Origin of the sequence: Nocardiopsis alba DSM 43377 (genome assembly GCF_000341225.1) — a bacterium.
In the GTDB taxonomy this organism is placed as follows: domain Bacteria; phylum Actinomycetota; class Actinomycetes; order Streptosporangiales; family Streptosporangiaceae; genus Nocardiopsis; species Nocardiopsis alba.
Genome location: NZ_ANAC01000005.1, coordinates 69456 through 86884 on the forward strand (window position 1 = coordinate 69456; position 17429 = coordinate 86884).

Annotated in this window: 11 protein-coding genes; 6 read left to right on the top strand and 5 right to left on the bottom strand. The window is 70.1% G+C overall.

What is annotated here, in order from left to right:
• Window positions 1-62 precede the first annotated feature (62 nt).
• Window positions 63-2696: a bifunctional FO biosynthesis protein CofGH gene (locus D451_RS0104010; protein WP_017533504.1), complete on the top strand. Its 2634-nt coding sequence runs from the start codon at window positions 63-65 to the stop codon at window positions 2694-2696.
• A gap of 135 nt (window positions 2697-2831) precedes the next feature.
• On the opposite strand, the gene D451_RS0104015 is transcribed toward D451_RS0104010, so the two are convergent.
• The 4 genes from D451_RS0104015 to cofD all read right to left on the bottom strand — a co-directional run bounded on the left by D451_RS0104015 (window position 2832) and on the right by cofD (window position 8017).
• Window positions 2832-3845, bottom strand: coding sequence for a chitinase (locus tag D451_RS0104015; protein WP_017533505.1), 1014 nt, complete (start codon window positions 3843-3845; stop codon window positions 2832-2834).
• Window positions 3846-4010: 165 nt separating this feature from the next.
• Entirely contained in the window at window positions 4011-5615 is a 1605-nt protein-coding gene (locus D451_RS0104020) for a Na+/H+ antiporter (RefSeq protein WP_017533506.1), read from the bottom strand.
• A 126-nt stretch (window positions 5616-5741) separates the two neighbouring features.
• Complete coding sequence (locus tag D451_RS0104025; protein ID WP_017533507.1) at window positions 5742-7037, bottom strand: coenzyme F420-0:L-glutamate ligase; 1296 nt, start codon at window positions 7035-7037, stop codon at window positions 5742-5744.
• Window positions 7034-8017, bottom strand: coding sequence for a 2-phospho-L-lactate transferase (gene cofD / locus D451_RS0104030; RefSeq protein WP_017533508.1), 984 nt, complete (start codon window positions 8015-8017; stop codon window positions 7034-7036). Before cofD ends, D451_RS0104025 begins: the two co-directional genes overlap by 4 nt.
• Before the next feature lie 247 nt (window positions 8018-8264).
• Between cofD and D451_RS0104035 the strand changes: the two genes are divergently transcribed.
• From D451_RS0104035 to D451_RS0104050, 4 genes are all read left to right on the top strand, one after another.
• Window positions 8265-10235: a hypothetical protein gene (locus D451_RS0104035; RefSeq protein ID WP_026124812.1), complete on the top strand. Its 1971-nt coding sequence runs from the start codon at window positions 8265-8267 to the stop codon at window positions 10233-10235.
• A gap of 240 nt (window positions 10236-10475) precedes the next feature.
• Entirely contained in the window at window positions 10476-10763 is a 288-nt protein-coding gene (locus tag D451_RS0104040; protein WP_014908913.1) for a WhiB family transcriptional regulator, read from the top strand.
• Between the two features lie 314 nt (window positions 10764-11077).
• Window positions 11078-14611 (top strand): glycosyltransferase family 2 protein, encoded by a 3534-nt coding sequence (locus D451_RS0104045; RefSeq protein WP_017533509.1) that lies wholly within the window; start codon window positions 11078-11080, stop codon window positions 14609-14611.
• A gap of 3 nt (window positions 14612-14614) precedes the next feature.
• Window positions 14615-16213, top strand: a complete 1599-nt coding sequence (locus D451_RS0104050) for a DUF5719 family protein (protein ID WP_014913248.1) — start codon at window positions 14615-14617, stop codon at window positions 16211-16213.
• Between the two features lie 110 nt (window positions 16214-16323).
• Here the strand turns inward: D451_RS0104050 and D451_RS0104055 are convergent, their stop codons facing one another.
• Window positions 16324-16716, bottom strand: coding sequence for a metallopeptidase family protein (locus tag D451_RS0104055; protein ID WP_017533510.1), 393 nt, complete (start codon window positions 16714-16716; stop codon window positions 16324-16326).
• A gap of 220 nt (window positions 16717-16936) precedes the next feature.
• Here D451_RS0104055 and D451_RS0104060 point away from each other — a divergent pair, with 220 nt between their 5' ends.
• Window positions 16937-17332, top strand: coding sequence for a DUF3499 domain-containing protein (locus tag D451_RS0104060; protein ID WP_017533511.1), 396 nt, complete (start codon window positions 16937-16939; stop codon window positions 17330-17332).
• Window positions 17333-17429: the final 97 nt, after the last annotated feature.

The following is a 17429-nucleotide window of genomic DNA, read 5'->3' on the forward strand; positions in this document are numbered from 1 at the left end:
GCCCTCGATCCGACGGCGGGTGCGGCTGTCTCCGTGGTGGGGCGGGAACGTAGGGTGCACCTATGAGTGGTGCGAACGAGCCGGATCCCGTCCCCATCCCCACCCCCACGGCATCGTCCATACGCAGGGCGTTGGCCCGTGCCCGAGACGGCAAGACCCTGGACGCCACCGAGGTGGAGACCCTCCTGCACGCGCGAGGAGAGGAACTCGACCGCCTCCTCGAATACGCCGGACGGGTCCGCGACGCGGGCCTGGAGGCCTCCGGCCGAGGCGCCGTGATCACCTATAGCCGCAAGGTGTTCGTCCCCCTCACCCGCCTGTGCCGCGATCGTTGCCACTACTGCACCTTCGCCACGGTCCCCGGCCGTCTCGAAGCCCCCTACATGTCCCCGGACGAGGTTCTGGAGATCGCCCGAAAAGGCGCGGAGATGGGCTGCAAGGAGGTCCTCATCACCCTGGGGGACCGCCCCGAGGACCGGTGGAGGCAGGCGGCGGAGTGGCTCGACTCCCGCGGCTACGACGACACCCTGTCCTACGTTCGGGCCATGGCGATCATGGTGCTGGAGGAGACGGGGCTGCTCCCACACCTCAACCCGGGTGTGCTCACCTGGTCCGACCTCCAGCGCCTGAAGTCGGTCTCCCCCTCCATGGGCATGATGCTGGAGACCACCTCGCGCCGACTCTTCAGAGAGAAGGGCCAGGCCCACTACGGCAGCCCCGACAAGGATCCGGCCGTCCGGCTGCGCGCCCTGGAGGACGCCGGCCGTTCCAGCGTGCCCTTCACCACCGGCCTCCTACTGGGCATCGGCGAGACGCTCGCCGACCGGGCCGAGTCGATCTTCGCGATGCGCGGGGTCTCCCGCCGCTACGGCGGCGTTCAGGAGATCATCGTGCAGAACTTCCGCGCCAAACCGGACACCGCGATGATGCACCGTCCCGACGCAGAACGGGAGGAGATGGCCGCCACCATCGCCGTCACCCGTCTGGTCATGGGCCCCAAGGCGCACATCCAGGCCCCGCCCAACCTCATCGGCGCCGAGAACGGCGGAGTGGACGAGTACGCGCTCATGATCCGGGCGGGCATCGACGACTGGGGCGGCGTCTCGCCGCTCACCGCGGATCACGTCAACCCCGAACGTCCCTGGCCGCAGATCGACGATCTGGCCGAACGCACCGCCGCCCAGGGCTTCACACTGCGTGAGCGCCTCACCGTCTACCCCGAGTACATTCGGGCCGGCGAGCCCTGGGTCGACCCGCGTCTGCGCGGACACATCGACGCCCTGGTGGATCCGGCCACCGGTCTGGCCCGCGAGGACGCCGTACCGGTGGGCCGCCCCTGGCAGGAGCCGGAGGCGGTCCTGGTCTCCACCGGCCGCACCGACCTGCACACCGGCATCGACTCCGAGGGACGTACCGAGGATCGGCGCGGCGACTTCGACGCGGTCTACGGGGACTGGGACGAGCTCGCCCCCGGGGTCGACCGCCGCGGAGCGGTGCCCCGACGCGCGGACCCGGAGATCGCCGCGGCCCTGCGCAGCGCCGAACGCGATCCGGCGGGGCTCTCCGACGACGAGGCGCTCGCCCTGCTGCACGCCGACGACGACGCCCTGGAAGCCCTCACCGGCCTGGCCGATCGGGTGCGCCGCGACACCGTCGGCGACGACGTCACCTATGTCGTCACCAGGAACATCAACTTCACCAACGTCTGTTACACCGGCTGCCGTTTCTGCGCCTTCGCGCAGCGGCGCACCGACGCCGACGCCTACACGCTCTCGCTCGACCAGGTCGCCGACCGTGCCGAGGAGGCGTGGAAGGCCGGCGCCACCGAGGTGTGCATGCAGGGCGGCATCCACCCGGACCTGCCCGGTACCGCCTACTTCGACATCGCGGCCGCCGTGCGCGAACGCGTGCCGGACATGCACATCCACGCCTTCAGCCCGATGGAGGTGGTCAACGGCGCTGCCCGCACCGACCTGCCGATCCGCGAGTGGCTGACCCGGGCACGGGAGGCCGGGCTCGATTCCATCCCCGGCACGGCGGCGGAGATCCTCGACGACGAGGTCCGCTGGATCCTCACCAAGGGCAAGCTGCCCGCGCGCGAGTGGATCGAGGTGATCACCACCGCCCACGACCTGGGGATCCCCACCACCTCCACGATGATGTACGGCCACGTGGACTCCCCCCACCACTGGGTCGCCCACCTCAAGCTGCTGCGCTCCCTTCAGGAACGCTCCCTCGAACACAACGGGCGCCCCGGCTTCACCGAGTTCGTCCTGTTGCCGTTCGTGCACACCAGCGCGCCGATCTACCTGGCCGGCCTGGCCCGCACCGGCCCGACGGTCCGGGAGAACCGGGCGGTCCACGCCCTGGCCCGGCTGCTCCTGCACGGTCGGATCGACAACATCCAGGGCTCGTGGGTCAAGTTGGCCGAGGATACGTTCCGACGGCTGCTCGAGGGCGGGGTCAACGACGCGGGCGGCACCCTCATGGAGGAGACCATCAGCCGTATGGCGGGCTCCGGTCAGGGCTCGTACAAGACGATCAGTGACATCAAGGCGCTGGTGGAGCCGACCGGCCGGCCGCTGCGTCAGCGGACCACCACGTATGGTCCGGTCTCCGAGGAGCGTCTGCGCGCGGCGGAGGCCAGCGACGGTGTCGCCCCCGGCATCCTGCGCCCCCGTCTCCCCCTGGTCTGACCGAGGAGGCGCGAAGAAGGGGCGGGACGCCGGGGGATGGCGTCCCGCCCCTCTGGGGAGGCGGCCCCGGGATGGGAGGAGGGGGCCGCGTGGGACCGCGGGTGGGAGTGTGGGTCCCGCGGGTGTTCTCGTCGGTTATCGCAGGGCGGCCGAGACCGTCCGGGCGAAGGCGTAGTCGCTGGTGGCGTCCCAGTTGATGGACCAGGTCATCACGCCGCCGATCTGACCGTAGGGGGTCTCGGGGGAGAAGGAGCCGCAGCCGTTGCCGGTCTGGAGGCAGTCCAGGGCGGAGACGACGCCGCTCGGCGCCATGTATCCGCCGCCCGCGGCGGAGGAGACGGCGGGCAGACCCAGGCCGACCTGGTCGGGGGTCAGGTTCATCTCCAGCTGAATGCACGCGAGGGCGGCGACGAAGTCGGGTGTGCCCTGCTGGTAGACGTTGCCGTCACAACCCAGCATGGAGCCGGAGTTGTAGTACTGCATGTTGATGATGGTGAGGATGTCGGAGATGTTCTCCGCCAGTTTGTAGTACTCGGCGGTGGGGCTCTGGAAGTCGATGGTCTGCGGGGCCATCGTGACGATCAGGTCGGAGCCGGCCTTGCCGCTGAGGTCGTGCAGCGCGTTCGACATGTGCTCGGCGTTGATGCCGTGCTCCAGGTCGATGTCGACGCCGTCGAACCCGTAGTCCTGCATGAGCTCGTAGGTGGTGTCGGCGAAGTTCTGCGCCTGGGTGGGGTTGGTGACGTTCACGTGACCGAGCTCGCCGCCCACGGAGATGATCACCTTGCGGCCCTCGGCCTGGATGGCGGCGATGTCCTCGCGGAATTGGGCGTCGGTGTAACCGGCGAGCTCCGACTCGGCGAGGTTGAAGGTGATACCGCCGTCGAGCCGGGGGTGATTGTCGGCGAAGGCGATCGCCACCAGGTTGTACTCGGAGGGGATCTCGGACAGCGGCATCACGGTGGAGCCGTTGTCGAAGTTGTGCCAGTAGCCGGTGAGCCACTGTTCGGTCTGTTGGGTCTGCGCGGAGTCGGGCGTGTTCTCGACCTGGGCGGGCTCTGCGGCCGCGGCACCGGTGGAGACGAGCGCGGTGGCGACCGCGGCGAGGCCGCCGAGGAGGGCGAGCCGGGTCTTCCGGAAGGTGAGCATCGGGGGGTGCTCCTTTCGTCGAGCGGGGGGACGAAGGGTCCTAGCTCCGTGAGCCGGTAATTGTTAGGAAACTTTAAAGTTGACGACGGGGTGCGTCAACGGAAACGGTAAGGAAAGTTTGCGGTTTTCTTGGGCACCCGGTACCAGGAACGCCTTCCCCGCTGGTCAAAGCCCGTACTGGCCGCTTCCGCCGTCACGGATGTCCATGTCCTGGTTCAGCCTCGTGAACACGTCGTAGTCGATCGTGCCGGAACGGTAGAGGTCCATCAGGGCGTCCCGCCGCGACTGGATGATCTGCTCGTGGATCGCGCGACGGTTCTCGAGGCCCTTCTTGGCCTTGTGCAGTTCCAGCTCCGACTTCTCCTCCTCCGCCTCCAACAGGCTCTTCACCTGTCCGATCCGGATGGAGTAACGCTCGCGCATGGCGTCGGCGGTCCTACCGTCGACGTCGCCCTCGGTGAACAGTTCGTCGACCTTGCGGACCGCGGCGCAGCCCATCTCGTACTCGGCCCGCAGGTACTCCCTCTGCCGGGTCCCCTCGTCGGTCAGGCCCAGTCTGCGCAGCACCCACGGCAGGGTCGTGCCCTGGCCGACCAGGGTGCCCATCACCACCACCCCGGCGATGAAGATGAGCGCGCCCCGCTCGGGGAAGGCCTGTCCGTCCAACGTCGTCGGGAGCGACAGGGCGATCGCGAGCGAGATCGCGCCGCGCATACCGCTCCACCCGATCGCGACGCGTTCTCGGAAGGTCGACACCCCCAGCGGCATCTTCGGGACGAATCTCTGGATCGGGACGACGAACAGCATCAGCGTCATGCGCAGCGCCATCGCCGTGGCGGTCACCACCAAGGCCACCAGGAACAGCTGCACGAAGCCGAAGCTCTCGCGGACGGCGAGCACCACCGCGTCCAGTTGCAGGCCCAAGAGGACGAACAGGGTGGCCTCCAAAAGGCCGACCAGGGCGGTCCAGATGGTCCGACCGTTCAACCGGACCCGGGGAGGCAGCAGCCCCTCGCCGTGCGTGCCCAGATAGAAGCCGGCCACGACCGCCGCCAGAACCCCGGAGAACCCGGCCATCTCCGCGGGGATGTAGGCCACGAACGGGGTGACCAGCACCGTCATCAGCTGGAGGGAGGCGTCGCGCATCCGGACACGGGCCCAGGCGACCAGCACGGCGATCAGGGCCCCATAGGCCAGCCCGCCCACCACGACCTTGCCCAGCTCCAGGAGGGCGTCTCCCGGGGTGAGCGGATGGGCCATCGCGGTCAAGGCCAGGCTGAACAGGGTCAGGGCCACGCCGTCGTTGATGAGGGACTCGCCCTCCAAAATGGTGAGCACGCGGCGCGGGGTGCCGGCACGTTTGAGGATCGCCGAGGCGGCGACGGCGTCGGTCGGGGCGATGGCCGCGCCCAGGGCGATGGCGGCCGGCCACCCGGCGTCGGGGAGCAACAGGTGGATGACGGACGCCAGCCCCAGGGCGGTGAGCAGGGTGACCCCCACCGACATCACGATGATGGGGCGCATCAGGTCGCGCATGTCCTTGGGAGAGGAGAAGAACGCCGCGTTGTAGATCAGCGGGGGCAGGAAGACCAGAAGGATGATCTCCGGGCTGACCGACAGGGAGTGCATCCACGGGATCACTCCGAGGAGCATCCCCACCATCACCAGGACCACCGATCCGGGCACGCGGATACGTCCGGAGATCAACTGCCCCACGATGACCGCGATCACCACGACCAGCGCGGCGATCACATACTCCTCGACGTTCACCCGGCCCCTCCCGTCGGTCGACCGCACCAGCATGCCGCTCGGCGGGACCACTCGACGTGAGGACGCGCCGCCCGTGCCCGGTGGGCCGGTACGGCGCGTCGTCCGTGTTCACACAGGGTGGGAGCCTCAGCGCACCACGACGAAGTCCTCCGGATCACGGGGCGGACGGTCCTTGGGCGGTTCGGCCGCGTACCCCACGGCCACGGCCCCCATCGGACGCCACTCCTCCGGGACCTCCAGCACCTCGCGGACCACGTCCGCACAGAACATCGTGGAGGAGATCCAGGCCGACCCGAGCCCCTCCATGGCCAGGCCCACCAGCAGGTTCTGTACCCCGGCGCCCATGGCGACCAGGAACATGGACCGCTCGGCGTCGGCACGACGCTCGTCCGGATACGGGTGGGCCCCGTCGGCGACCAGGAAGGGCACCACCAGATAGGGGGCCCGACGCAGGACGTCGCCCCTCCGGGTCCGTCGTGCGATCTGTTCCTCGGTGAAACCGTCCCCGCGCAGGTCCTCCACCCAGGCCTGGAGCATCGCGTCCAACAGACGTTCGCGGGTCTCGGGCGACTCCACCAGGACGAACCGCCACGGCGTGGTGTGATGCGGGGCCGGCGCGGTGATCGCCGAGGCGACCGCGCGACGTACCAGGGCCGGGTCGACCGGACGGTCGGAGAAGGAGCGTACGGTCCGTCGGGCCGGGACCACGTCACGCGACCCGTAACGGAACATGTCCTCGTCGGCGGGCCGCACGAGCTCGGCCGCCCCCGGACCGTCCTCCTCGGTCACCAGATCGCCCAGGCCGGAGATCACGGCCACCGGTATCGCGGAGGTCTTGCCCTTGACCAGCTCACCGGCGCCCGCCACTTCGTCGGCGATCGCGTTGATCGTCGCCTCCATGAGGTTGCCGTGGGCGTCGGTCGTGCCGCGCAGGTCCTGGAGCGCGCGCAGCCCGGCCGCCCCGATGGCCACGTCCGTCTGCCCCTCTCGCCAGGGGCGTCCGAAGGTGTCGGAGATCACCACGCCCACGCGCACGCCCAGACGGTCGAGGATTCCGGCCCGCAGGGTCCGCGCGGAGACGTCGGAGTCCTCGGGCAACAGCAGAACGGTGCCCGGCTCGACGTTGGAGGCGTCCACTCCCGCCGCCGCCATCACCAACCCCTGCCGGGTCTGCACGATCCGTGTGCGCCCCATGCGGGCGACGACCCGCTCGGTCTCGGCGTCGATGGCCTCCTCGCGGTCCATCCGGACCGAACGTCCCTCGGCCTTGGAGACGATCTTGGAGGTGACGACGAGCACGTCCCCGTCGACGAGGGGCCGGCCGGAACCGGCCACGGCCTCGGCCACCAGTTCCGCGAGATCGTCGCCCGAACGGACCTCCGGGATGCCGAGAAGACCGCGTATCCGCAGTTCGACGCTCATCGGCCCCCGTCCCCGCGCAGCTCCAGCGCCAGGTCCAGAGCGGCACGGGCGATCGCCTCGGTGGATTCGGGGTCGCTCATGTACAGCGGACGGGAACGGACCTCGATGCCCTCGACCTCGGTGCCGGCGTCCGCCTCGTCGACCAGCCAACCGTCCAGTAGATCCGAGCCCAGGTGTGCGGCGACGGCGCCCGCGGAGGTCTCCACACCGATCGCGGTCAGGCAGGCGTCGGCCATCCCGCGGACGGGCGCGCCGCCGATGATGGGAGAGACGCCCACCACGGTCTTGTCGACCAGGGCGTCGCGGATCCCGGGAACGTTGAGGATGGAGCCCACGCTCACCACCGGGTTGGACGGGGGGAGGAGGACGAGGTCGGCCTCCTTCACGGCCTTGATCACGCCGGGGGCGGGGCGGGAGTCCTCCGCGCCCACGCTGATGATCCGCTCGGCGGGCAGAGCGGCGCGGTGCTCGATCCACCATTCCTGGAAGTGGACGGCCCGTCGTCCCCGCTCGTCCTCGATGACCACGTGCGTCTCGACCTGGTCGTCGGTCATCGGGAGGAGGCGCACGCCGGGGCGCCAGCGGTCGCACAGCGCCTCGGTGATCGCGGAGAGGGGGTAGCCCGCGGCGATCATCTGGGCACGTACGATATGCGTGGCGGTGTCCCGATCGCCCAGACCGAACCAGGTGGGTTTCATCCCGTAGGCGGCGAGCTCCTCCTTGACCGTGAAGGTCTCGTCGGCCCTGCCCCAGCCCTGCTCCTCGTTGATCCCACCCCCCAGGGTGTACATCACGGTGTCCAGGTCGGGGCAGATCCGGAGACCGAAGAGGGTGATGTCGTCACCGGTGTTGCCGATGACGGTGATCTGGTGGTCTGTGGCCTGGTCGGGGCCGGTCGACGCGTCCGTTCCGAGTGCGGCCTTGAGGCCGCGGAGGAAACGCGCGCCGCCGATACCGCCGGCCGGTACGACTATCCGCATGCGCCCAAGTCTGGCAGGCTGGTGTCGTGTATGGGTCGTCTGCCCCGTGGTGGGCGCGATCCTTCGTGTCCGATCCGGTGCCGAAGGTCGGTGAACCTTCGGGCCTCGGCCGCCATCCCACCCCATCGGCTCCGCGTTCGGTGTCCCCAGTGTCCGCCCGTGCCCGGCCGAGCCGATTCACCCGACAGTCCGACGATATGCCAAGCTTCCTCCGACGCGACGGCGAAGCAGCAGAGGGGAACCTCTCTTGAACAACGAAACACTGGAACGCCTACGCCTCCCCGGGGCCTGGGTCCTGCTGGGAGCGGCGGGCGTCACGATGCTCTCGGGCCTCATCAGGCTCATCATCGAGGCGAGCGAGATCGGCGGAAGCTTCGCCCGGTCCATGAACTGGGCCGGAGACTCCTTCTATGGTCTCACGGTCACGCTGCTTCTGGTAGCCGCGGTGGTCCTGGTCTTCACCAGTGAGCGGGCCCGTCAGTCCGCCTTCCCCGTGGTCCTGACCACGATGATCCTGGCCGGTGTCGGTCTGCTCTTCTGCCTGATCGGGCTGATCAGCGGGTTCATCGAGGTCGACAACGGCGGTCTCGCCTTCGCCGGCTTCCTGTCCAGGGCGGCTCAGGGCGCGGTGCTCGGCTTCTTCGGGTTCTACCTGATCAAGATCTTCAACGACCCGACCGTGGTTCCGCGGGCGCAGCCGCAGCAGGCGCAGTACGGGCAGCAGTTCCCGTCCCCGACGGGCACGCAGCAGCCGTTCGCCCAGCCCGGCTACCCGGCCCAGGCAGACGCCTCCCAGCAGGTCTACGGTCAGCAGTACGGACAGGACGCCCAGCAGGCCGTCTACGGCCAGGAGTCCGTGTACGGCCAGGACGCCGCCGCTCAGCAGCAGGCCTATGGCCAGGACGCCGCTCAGCAGGCGTACGGGACCGACGCCCAGCAGCAGGCCTACGGCCAGGAGGCGGCCTACGGTCAGGACGCCGCGGCTCAGCAGCAGGCGTACGGTACCGACGCCCAGCAGGGCTACGGTCAGCAGTACGGCCAGGAGGCCGCTCAGCAGCAGTACGGTACGGGCGCTCAGCAGGCCTATGGTCAGGACGCCGCGGCTCAGCAGCAGGCCTACGGCACCGGAGCCCAGCAGAGCTACGGAAGCGGCGCTCAGCAGGCGTACGGTACCGACGCCCAGCAGGGCTACGGTCAGCAGTACGGCCAGGAGGCCGCTCAGCAGCAGTACGGTACGGGCGCTCAGCAGGCCTATAGTCAGGACGCCGCGGCTCAGCCGCAGGCGTACGGTACCGGGGCTCAGCAGGCCTATGGTCAGCAGTACGGCCAGGAGGCCGCTCAGCAGCAGTACGGTACGGGCGCTCAGCAGGCCTATAGTCAGGACGCCGCGGCTCAGCCGCAGGCGTACGGTACCGGGGCTCAGCAGGCCTATGGTCAGGACGCCGCGGCTCAGCAGCAGGCGTACGGTACCGACGCCCAGCAGGGCTACGGTCAGCAGTACGGCCAGGAGGCCGCTCAGCAGCAGTACGGTACGGGCGCTCAGCAGGCCTATGGTCAGGACGCCGCGGCTCAGCAGCAGGCGTACGGTACCGACGCCCAGCAGGGCTACGGTCAGCAGTACGGCCAGGAGGCCGCTCAGCAGCAGTACGGTACGGGCGCTCAGCAGGCCTATGGTCAGGACGCCGCGGCTCAGCAGCAGGCGTACGGTACCGGGGCTCAGCAGGCCTATGGTCAGCAGTACGGCACCGGTGCCCAGCAGGCCGCCTACGGTCAGGACTCCGCTCAGCAGCAGGCCTACGGCGCCGACGCCTACGGTCAGCAGTACACGGCCGATGCCTCCCAGCAGGCCTATGGTCAGCAGTACGGCCAGGGGGCCGCTCAGCAGAACGAGTACGGTCAGGCCTACGACCCCTCCCAGTACGCCCCGCAGCAGCCCTACGACGCTCAGGGCGGCGCGGACCAGCAGGCGCAGGAAGCCATCCAGAACGGGTGGTACCAGGACCAGTCGCAGCAGCAGGCCGGTCAGGAGAACCCCGCCGCCCCAGGAGTTGAACCATTCTTTAACTCCAATGAGAACACTGGTGGGCAGACGTCGGACCAGAGTGGTGGGACGTACGGAAGCCAGTACGGTTCCGGCGCCGGCTACGGCTCTGACCAGCAGGGACAGGGCGGGTCCGACAATCAGCAGAACTGGTACGGCAACGACGGCCGACGCTGACCCGCCTCGGTTCGCCCCGCACTCGCGCGCCTTGGAAGGTACGTGAATTGCGTGGTAATCCACAGAACGGACATCGCGGGCCTGCCGTTGGCGGTTCGTTACATGATATTCAGTGGATTACCACGTAGGGCGCTTGACTCTTGGTGATGCGCCCGCGTGTAATTCCAATGTGGGATTTCCACCTGACCTGGGGGATGAAAAGGGTCGGGGACATCTATTGGGGGGCTACAGGAGGTGCGCATGAGCGAGGTCATCCCGCTGGCGCACGGCTCGGATGAAGATCTGGGCTGGCAGGAACGTGCCCTGTGCGCGCAGACGGACCCGGAGGCGTTCTTCCCCGAGAAGGGCGGCTCGACCCGGGAGGCCAAGAAGGTCTGTCAGTCGTGCGAGGTACGGGCGGAGTGCCTGGAATACGCGCTGGAGCATGACGAACGCTTCGGTATCTGGGGGGGACTCTCCGAACGCGAGCGCCGAAGGCTGAAGAAAGCCGCCGGGGGAGATTTCGATTTCCTGGCGGACATGCTCTAGGGGCGAGTGTCGCGATGCGCGTCCGGGTGATGAGCCCGGGCGCGCTTTTTCATGTTCGGCGGCGATCACGTGACTTCGGAGGGATTGGTCACTCCACCCCCGGAGCGGTGAATGCTCCGATATGGTCGGCTCGGTCCCCCCGGCCCGAATAGCCCCGCAATGGCGCGGGTGGCGTATCGTGAGGTCCCGCGTTCGCGCTCGCGAACCGTGTCCGGCGCGCATACGCTCTCACCGGTCGTTCCCCCCGGCCGCGCCGCACCCCGGCCCCGTAGACGAGGGCCGGCCCCTTCTCCCGGAGAGAACCCGCCACCGCCGTGCTTGACCTGGATTCCGCCCGCCACGTCGTCACCGCGGTCATCGTGTCCCACGACGGCGCACGTTGGCTGCCGGAGACCCTGTCCGCGCTGCGCTCCCAGTCCCACCCCGTCCAACGCGTCGTGGCCGCGGACACCGGAAGCGCCGATGGCAGCCCCGACCTCTTGGCGGAGTACCTGCCCGCCGACGCGATCATCGACCTGCCCGCCGATACCGGCTACGGCGACGCGATCCGCGCGGCCCTCGAACTCCCCCGCTCCAGCACCGAGGTTCGGGGCTTCGACGACGACGCCACCGAGTGGATCTGGCTGATCCACGACGACCTGACCCCGGAACAGGACACCCTCGAACGGCTGCTGGAAGCGGCCGACCAGGACCCGCGCTCCGCCGTGCTGGGGCCCAAGCTCCGCGACTGGTTCGACCGTCGTCTCCTGGTGGAGGCCGGCGTCACCATCGACGGGGCCGGTCGCCGCGAGACCGGTCTGGAACAGCGTGAGTTCGACCATGGTCAGCACGACGGCACCCGCCAGGTGCTGGCCGTCTCCAGCGCGGGCATGCTGATCCGTCGCGACGTGTGGGAACGCCTCGGGGGGTTCGACCCGGCGCTGCCCCTCTTCCGCGACGACATCGACTTCTGCTGGCGCGTGGGCGGTGCCGGTCTCCGGGTCCGCCTGGTCACCGAGGCCGTCGCCTACCACGCGGAGGCCTCGGCCCGCCGTCGGCGCAGGATCACCGCCACCCGTAACCACCCGCGTCGGGTGGACCGCCGGCACGCGGTGTTCGTCCTGCTCGCCAACCTGCCGGTGGGCGGCATGGTGTTCGCCCTGTTGCGCAACTCGGTGGGGTCCCTGCTGCGCGTGATCATGTACCTGCTGATCAAGCAGCCGGCCAACGCCCTGGACGAGGCGGCCGCGATCACCCTGGTCTACGGGAGGCCCTTCCGGTTGGCCCGGGCCCGGTTCCGGCGTCGCCGCGACCGCAGACGCACCTACAGCGCGATCCGCCCCTTCCTGGCCCGGGGCGTGGCCATGCGGCAGTTCGCCGACGCCGTCACGGGGCTGCTCACCGGGGAGCCCGTCGGAGACACCGCCGGCCGACACCAGGCGGTCACCGTGGCCCCGAGCGAGGACGACGGAGTGGTCGACGACTCCACCTCGTTCTTCCGGCGCGTGATCCTCCGCCCCGGGGTGCTGCTGGTCATCGGTCTGACCGTGGTCACGATCATCGCCGAGCGCTCTCTGTTCTTCGGCACCCTGCTCGCCGGGGGCGCGCTTCCACCGGTCGCGGGCAACGCGTTCGACCTGTGGCACCTGTACCTGTCCGCCCATCCCGACAGCGGGGTGGGAGCCGATGGTCCGGTGCCGCCCTACGTGGGTCTGATCGCTCTGCTGTCCACCCTGACCCTGGGCCAACCGTGGCTCGCGGTGATGGTGATCCTGCTGGGCTGTGTCCCCCTGGCCGGGTCGACCGCCTATCTGCTCGCCCGCGAGGTCCTGCGCTATCGCCCGGCCCGACTGTGGATGGCCGGCGCCTACGCGCTGATGCCCATGGCCACCGGGGCCGTCGCCCAGGGACGCCTGGGCACCGCGCTCGTCCACGCCCTGCTGCCGGTGCTCGGCCTGCTCCTGGTCCGGCTGTTGTCGATGCCGCCCAAGAGTTCACGAAGAGCCGCCTGGGGGCTGGGGCTGGTCCTGACGGTGGCCACCGCCTTCGTGCCGCTCGTGTGGCTGTTGTGCCTGGTCACCGGGGTTCTGGTCGCGGCCGCCTTCGGCCACCTGGGACGTCGCGTCTACGTCAGTATCGCGATCGCCCTGGCCGTGCCGATCGTGCTGCTCATGCCGTGGACCCTGGAACTGCTGCTGCACCCCGGACTATGGCTGTTGGAGGCCGGGCTGCACCGGCCCGAACTGTCCGATCCGGGGGCCACCCCGGGCGAACTGCTCCTGCTCTCCCCGGGCGGTCCCGGCACCCCGCCCTTCTGGGTGACGTCCGGCTTCATCGCCGCCGCCCTGTGCTCCCTGCTGCTGCTCCGCAACCGGATGCTCGTCGCGGCGGGATGGTCTCTGGCCCTGTTCGGGCTGCTCATCGCCATCGTGACCAGCCGGATCGTGATCGAGCCCTACTACGGGGGACCGCCCGCCCAGGTCTGGCCCGGTGTCGCGCTGGCCTTCGCCGCCACCGCCGTACTCCTGACCGCCGCCACGGCGGCCCGCGCCTTCGGCGACATGATCAAGTGGGGGAGCGCGCGCGAGACGACCACCGGAGGGCGGTGGAGGCGGGGGCTCGAACGTTGCTTCGCCGTGGGCGTGGCGACCTTGGCCCTGGCCACGCCCCTCTCCGCCGCCGGAATGTGGATGTGGGAGGGCGTCGACGGCCCGCTCACCGCGAACGCCGCGCCCACCGTCCCGGGCGCTCTGGAGAGCGTCAGCTCCGACGGGACACGTCCGCGCACGCTCGTCGTCACCCCGCGAGAGGACGGGAGCGTCGACTACGTGGTGGTGCGCGGACGTGAGCCGCGTCTGGGCGAGGAGCGCGTCATGCCGCCGCCCGACACCCGCGTCGCCATGGACCGGGCCGTCTCCGAACTGGCCGCCGGTCGGGGCGGGGACCCGCTGGTGACCCTTCTCGACCACGGCGTCCAGTACGTGCTCTACCCCCGCCCCGAACTGGGTGCGCCCTCCGACGCCACCATGGTCGACACTCTCGACGGGACCCCCGGCCTGGGACGACAGTCGCTGTCGGACCACTACGGCCTCTGGCGGATCGCGGAGCCCACCGGGGAACTGCGCGTGGTCTCCGAGGACGGGACCACGGCCGAGGCCCTCGTGGTCGATGGGAACGCCGACGAGTTCACCGCCACGCTGGAACCGGGGCACACCGGTCGGCTCCTGGCCCTGGCCGAACCCGCCGGAGCCGATTGGCGGGCCACCCTCGACGGGGTCGCGCTGTCCCCGGTCGACACCGGTAACGGCACCCAGGCCTGGGAGCTGCCGGTCGACGGCGGAGAGCTGTTGATCAGGCACTCCGATCCGGTGCACACCGCCTGGGTGATCACCCAGGGTCTCCTTCTCCTCGTCGTGTCCGTGCTCGCCGCTCCGGGAGTGCGCACCGAGGAGGAACGCCGACTCATCGAGGCCACACCGATGCCCCGCCCCCGCCGCCCTCGCAGGGCGGGGCCCGCACAGCGCCGAGGACGTCGAGGGCGGGGCGGAGGCGCACGGTCCTCGACCGAGGCCCCCTCCACGGGCGGCGTCGCGGCGCCGGAGGAGCCCGTGCCGGAGAACGACTCCGTACCGGGGGACGAGGGCACCGGGACGAAGGATCGTGGAGCGGACGAAGGGACCGCCCGACCCGCCGCGGAACGGTCGGCGGACGAGCCGACCACCACCGGTTCCATCCCCGCGGTACGCGGCCGACGTCGCGCCGAACGAGGGGGCCGGAAGGCCGGTAGGCGCCGGGCGACGGGCCGACGCCGCGCCGGTTCCCCGCGCGAACCGGAGCGGCCGGAGAACGACGACACGAGGGAGGGGTAGGCCGTGCGGCTCATCGTCGAGAACCGATTCGCCCTGTTCGGGTTGGTCGCGTTGGCGTTGCTGGCCCTGTTCGGGCTCGCGTTCGGGCTGCGGCCCCTCACCCCCTCGCTGGGGGTGAGGGAGGCGGGCACCCTGCGCCCCGAACTGGCCTCACGCGTGTGTCCCGCGCCCCACGAGACCTCGGGCGACGCGGAGAGCTCGGTGGCGGCCTTCGCCCCCAGGGTCGGCCGCGACGACGAGGGGGAACTGTGGGCCGTCCCCGTCAGCCGGGCCCCCGAACGGGACGAGGACGACGAGGACGCGAGCGGCTCCGACCGGGAGGACGAGACCGACGACGGCGGTTCCGAGGAACGCAGGGACCTCCTCGCCGACGAGCTCACCGAACCCGGGAGGATCTGGCGGGCCGACGTCGGCGACGCGGTCCTGCCCACCGCCCTGCGTGCCGAGGGGGCGCTCGCCTCCGGCCTCGACGCCGCCCAGATCACTCTCACCGACGACGCCGTCACCGAGGTCCGCTGCGTCGAACCGGCCATCGGCACCTGGTTCGCCGTGCCCGGGGCCGGTGGGATCGACGAGGTCGAACTCGACACCCTCACCGTGCACCTGACCAATCCCGAGGAGTTCAGGGCCACCGTCAGCGTCGACCTCTATACCGCGGAGGGGCCCTCGTACTCGCCGGAGAGCCGGGGGATCGACCTGGGCGCGGGGGAGTCGACCACCCTCGACGTCACCGAGTTGGTCCAGAGCACCGGTTCCGTCGGTGTCCACGTGCGGACCAGTACCGGACGGGTCGCCGCCTCCCTGCTCGCCGAGCACGCCGAAGGCCACACCGACTGGGTTCCGCCCACCCGGGCGCCCGACACCGAGCACGTCGTCCCGGGAGTCCCCGGTGGGGACGGGACCCGTCGGCTCATCGTCGCCGCCCCCGGAGACGCACCCGTCGAGGTCCGTGCGCGCGTGATCCCCGATATCGGGGACGAGGAAGAGGGGGACGGGGCCTCCGAAGAGGAGCCGATCGTCCTGAACGTCCCGCCCGCCGCCTCCGCCTGGGCCAGTCTGGAGAGCGCCCTGGGAGGACTCCCGGGGACGGTCGTGCTGGAGGCCGACGCTCCGATCGTCGCCGGTGTGATCGTGGAGGAGACCGAGGTGGACGGCGACGACAAGGACGTCGTGGACACCGCCTACACGTCCGCGGTCGAACCGCTCTCATGGCCGCTCGACGTCACGGCCGTGATCCCCGAGATGCCCGAGGGTCTCGACGTGGAACTGATGTTGGGCGCCCCCGAGAGCGACGCCCGGATCGTGGCCACCCCCATCGCCGCCGACGGCAGCATGGGCGACGCCGTACGCGCCGAGGTGACGGCCGGGACCACCCACGTCTTCGACACCGAGACCGAGGGCTGGGGCCCGCCCACGGGCATCGACCCCGACGACGGCTACACGATCCGGCTGGAGCTCCTGGAGGGTTCCGGCCCGGTGTACGCGGCCCGTGTCCTGCGATCCGACCCCGGCGTCAGCGTCATGCCCGTCCCGCCCGCCCCCATCGAGGTGCGGCTGCCCATCGTCCGCGACAGCATGACCGGCCTGGTCCCCGGCGAGTGACCGACCCGCGGTCTCCTACCTCGACCCCCTGTGGTGACCGGCAGGTGATCTTTCATCTCACCCCGGACATCACCCGAAGCGCCGGCGGAGGCCCGAAGCGAACACCACCCCTACTCGGGGTCGACGGACTCCGGTTCCACTCCGAGCAGGTTGGCCACCTCCTCGACCACCGCCTCGTGGACGAGGAGGGCCATCTCGTCGGGGTCCTTGGTGCGGATCTCCACCGGGCGTCGATAGACGACGATCCTCGCCCGCCCTGTGGGGTTGGTCTCCAAACGGGAGAAGGGGATCGTTTCGGAGGGATCACGATGGAGCGGCAACGGGGGGACGTCCTCGACGAGGAAGTCCACGTTCGCCAGCTCGCGTGCCCACAGGCGTTCCAGGCGTTCGACGGCGTCCAGGACAAGGTCGTCGAAGGCCTGGGCTCGGCTGCGGAACACCGGCAGGTCAGAGGGCACGAGAGGACCGCGGATGCCTCGGCCGCGGCGGTCCCGGCGCCGCACTCGGTCTGGTTGGCCACTGGAAAGGCGCACTCGTCGCACACTTCGAGACTAAGCCATCGGAGGCCGGACGCGTAGCCCCGTTATGGGAGGGACCTCGGGCGGTGTCGAAGCCGCGGGACGGCTCTTCGACCACTTCCGGGTAAAGAACGGGCATCCGAAAACATACGGCTCATGGGACGATGCTGGCGTGTCCTTCGGTAAAGGCATACAGTCGAACGCTGTGAGCCATGTTCGACGCTGTTCCCGCACCGCGTGCAGGCAGCCCGCCGTATTCACGCTCACGTACGTCTACGCCGACTCCACGGCCGTTCTCGGCCCGCTCGCCGCCTATGTGGAACCGCACTGTTACGATCTGTGCGCCATGCACGCCGAGCGGCTGACCGCGCCGCGCGGTTGGGAGGTGGTCCGGCTTCCGGTCGAGACGTCGGGCGGTGGTCCCGGCAGCGATGACCTGGAGGCCCTCGCCGACGCCGTACGTGAGGCGGCGCGGCCGCCGGCGCGTCCGGAGTCGTCCCCGGGGGAGCCCGTGGGAGAAGGTCGGGAGACCATGCGCCGCGGCCATCTGCGCGTGGTCAGGTCCGAACGCGACGATCACCGCGATCCGCGCATGCCCTGAGCGGCACGGCCTCGAACGTCGCGCGGCACGAACCTCTCCGGGCGATGCCCGTGGGGCCGGCCGGTCTTCCCTTGCTAGTTTTGTACGGCGCCCGGAA

What these genes read in the sequence shown, in the direction of transcription:
- cofD (WP_017533508.1), bottom strand. Translation starts at nt 8,017, where the DNA reads ATGCGGATAGTCGTACCGGCCGGCGGTATCGGCGGCGCGCGTTTCCTC.
- D451_RS0104040 (WP_014908913.1), top strand. Translation starts at nt 10,476, where the DNA reads ATGAGCGAGGTCATCCCGCTGGCGCACGGCTCGGATGAAGATCTGGGC.
- D451_RS0104025 (WP_017533507.1), bottom strand. Translation starts at nt 7,037, where the DNA reads ATGAGCGTCGAACTGCGGATACGCGGTCTTCTCGGCATCCCGGAGGTC.
- D451_RS0104010 (WP_017533504.1), top strand. Translation starts at nt 63, where the DNA reads ATGAGTGGTGCGAACGAGCCGGATCCCGTCCCCATCCCCACCCCCACG.
- D451_RS0104015 (WP_017533505.1), bottom strand. Translation starts at nt 3,845, where the DNA reads ATGCTCACCTTCCGGAAGACCCGGCTCGCCCTCCTCGGCGGCCTCGCC.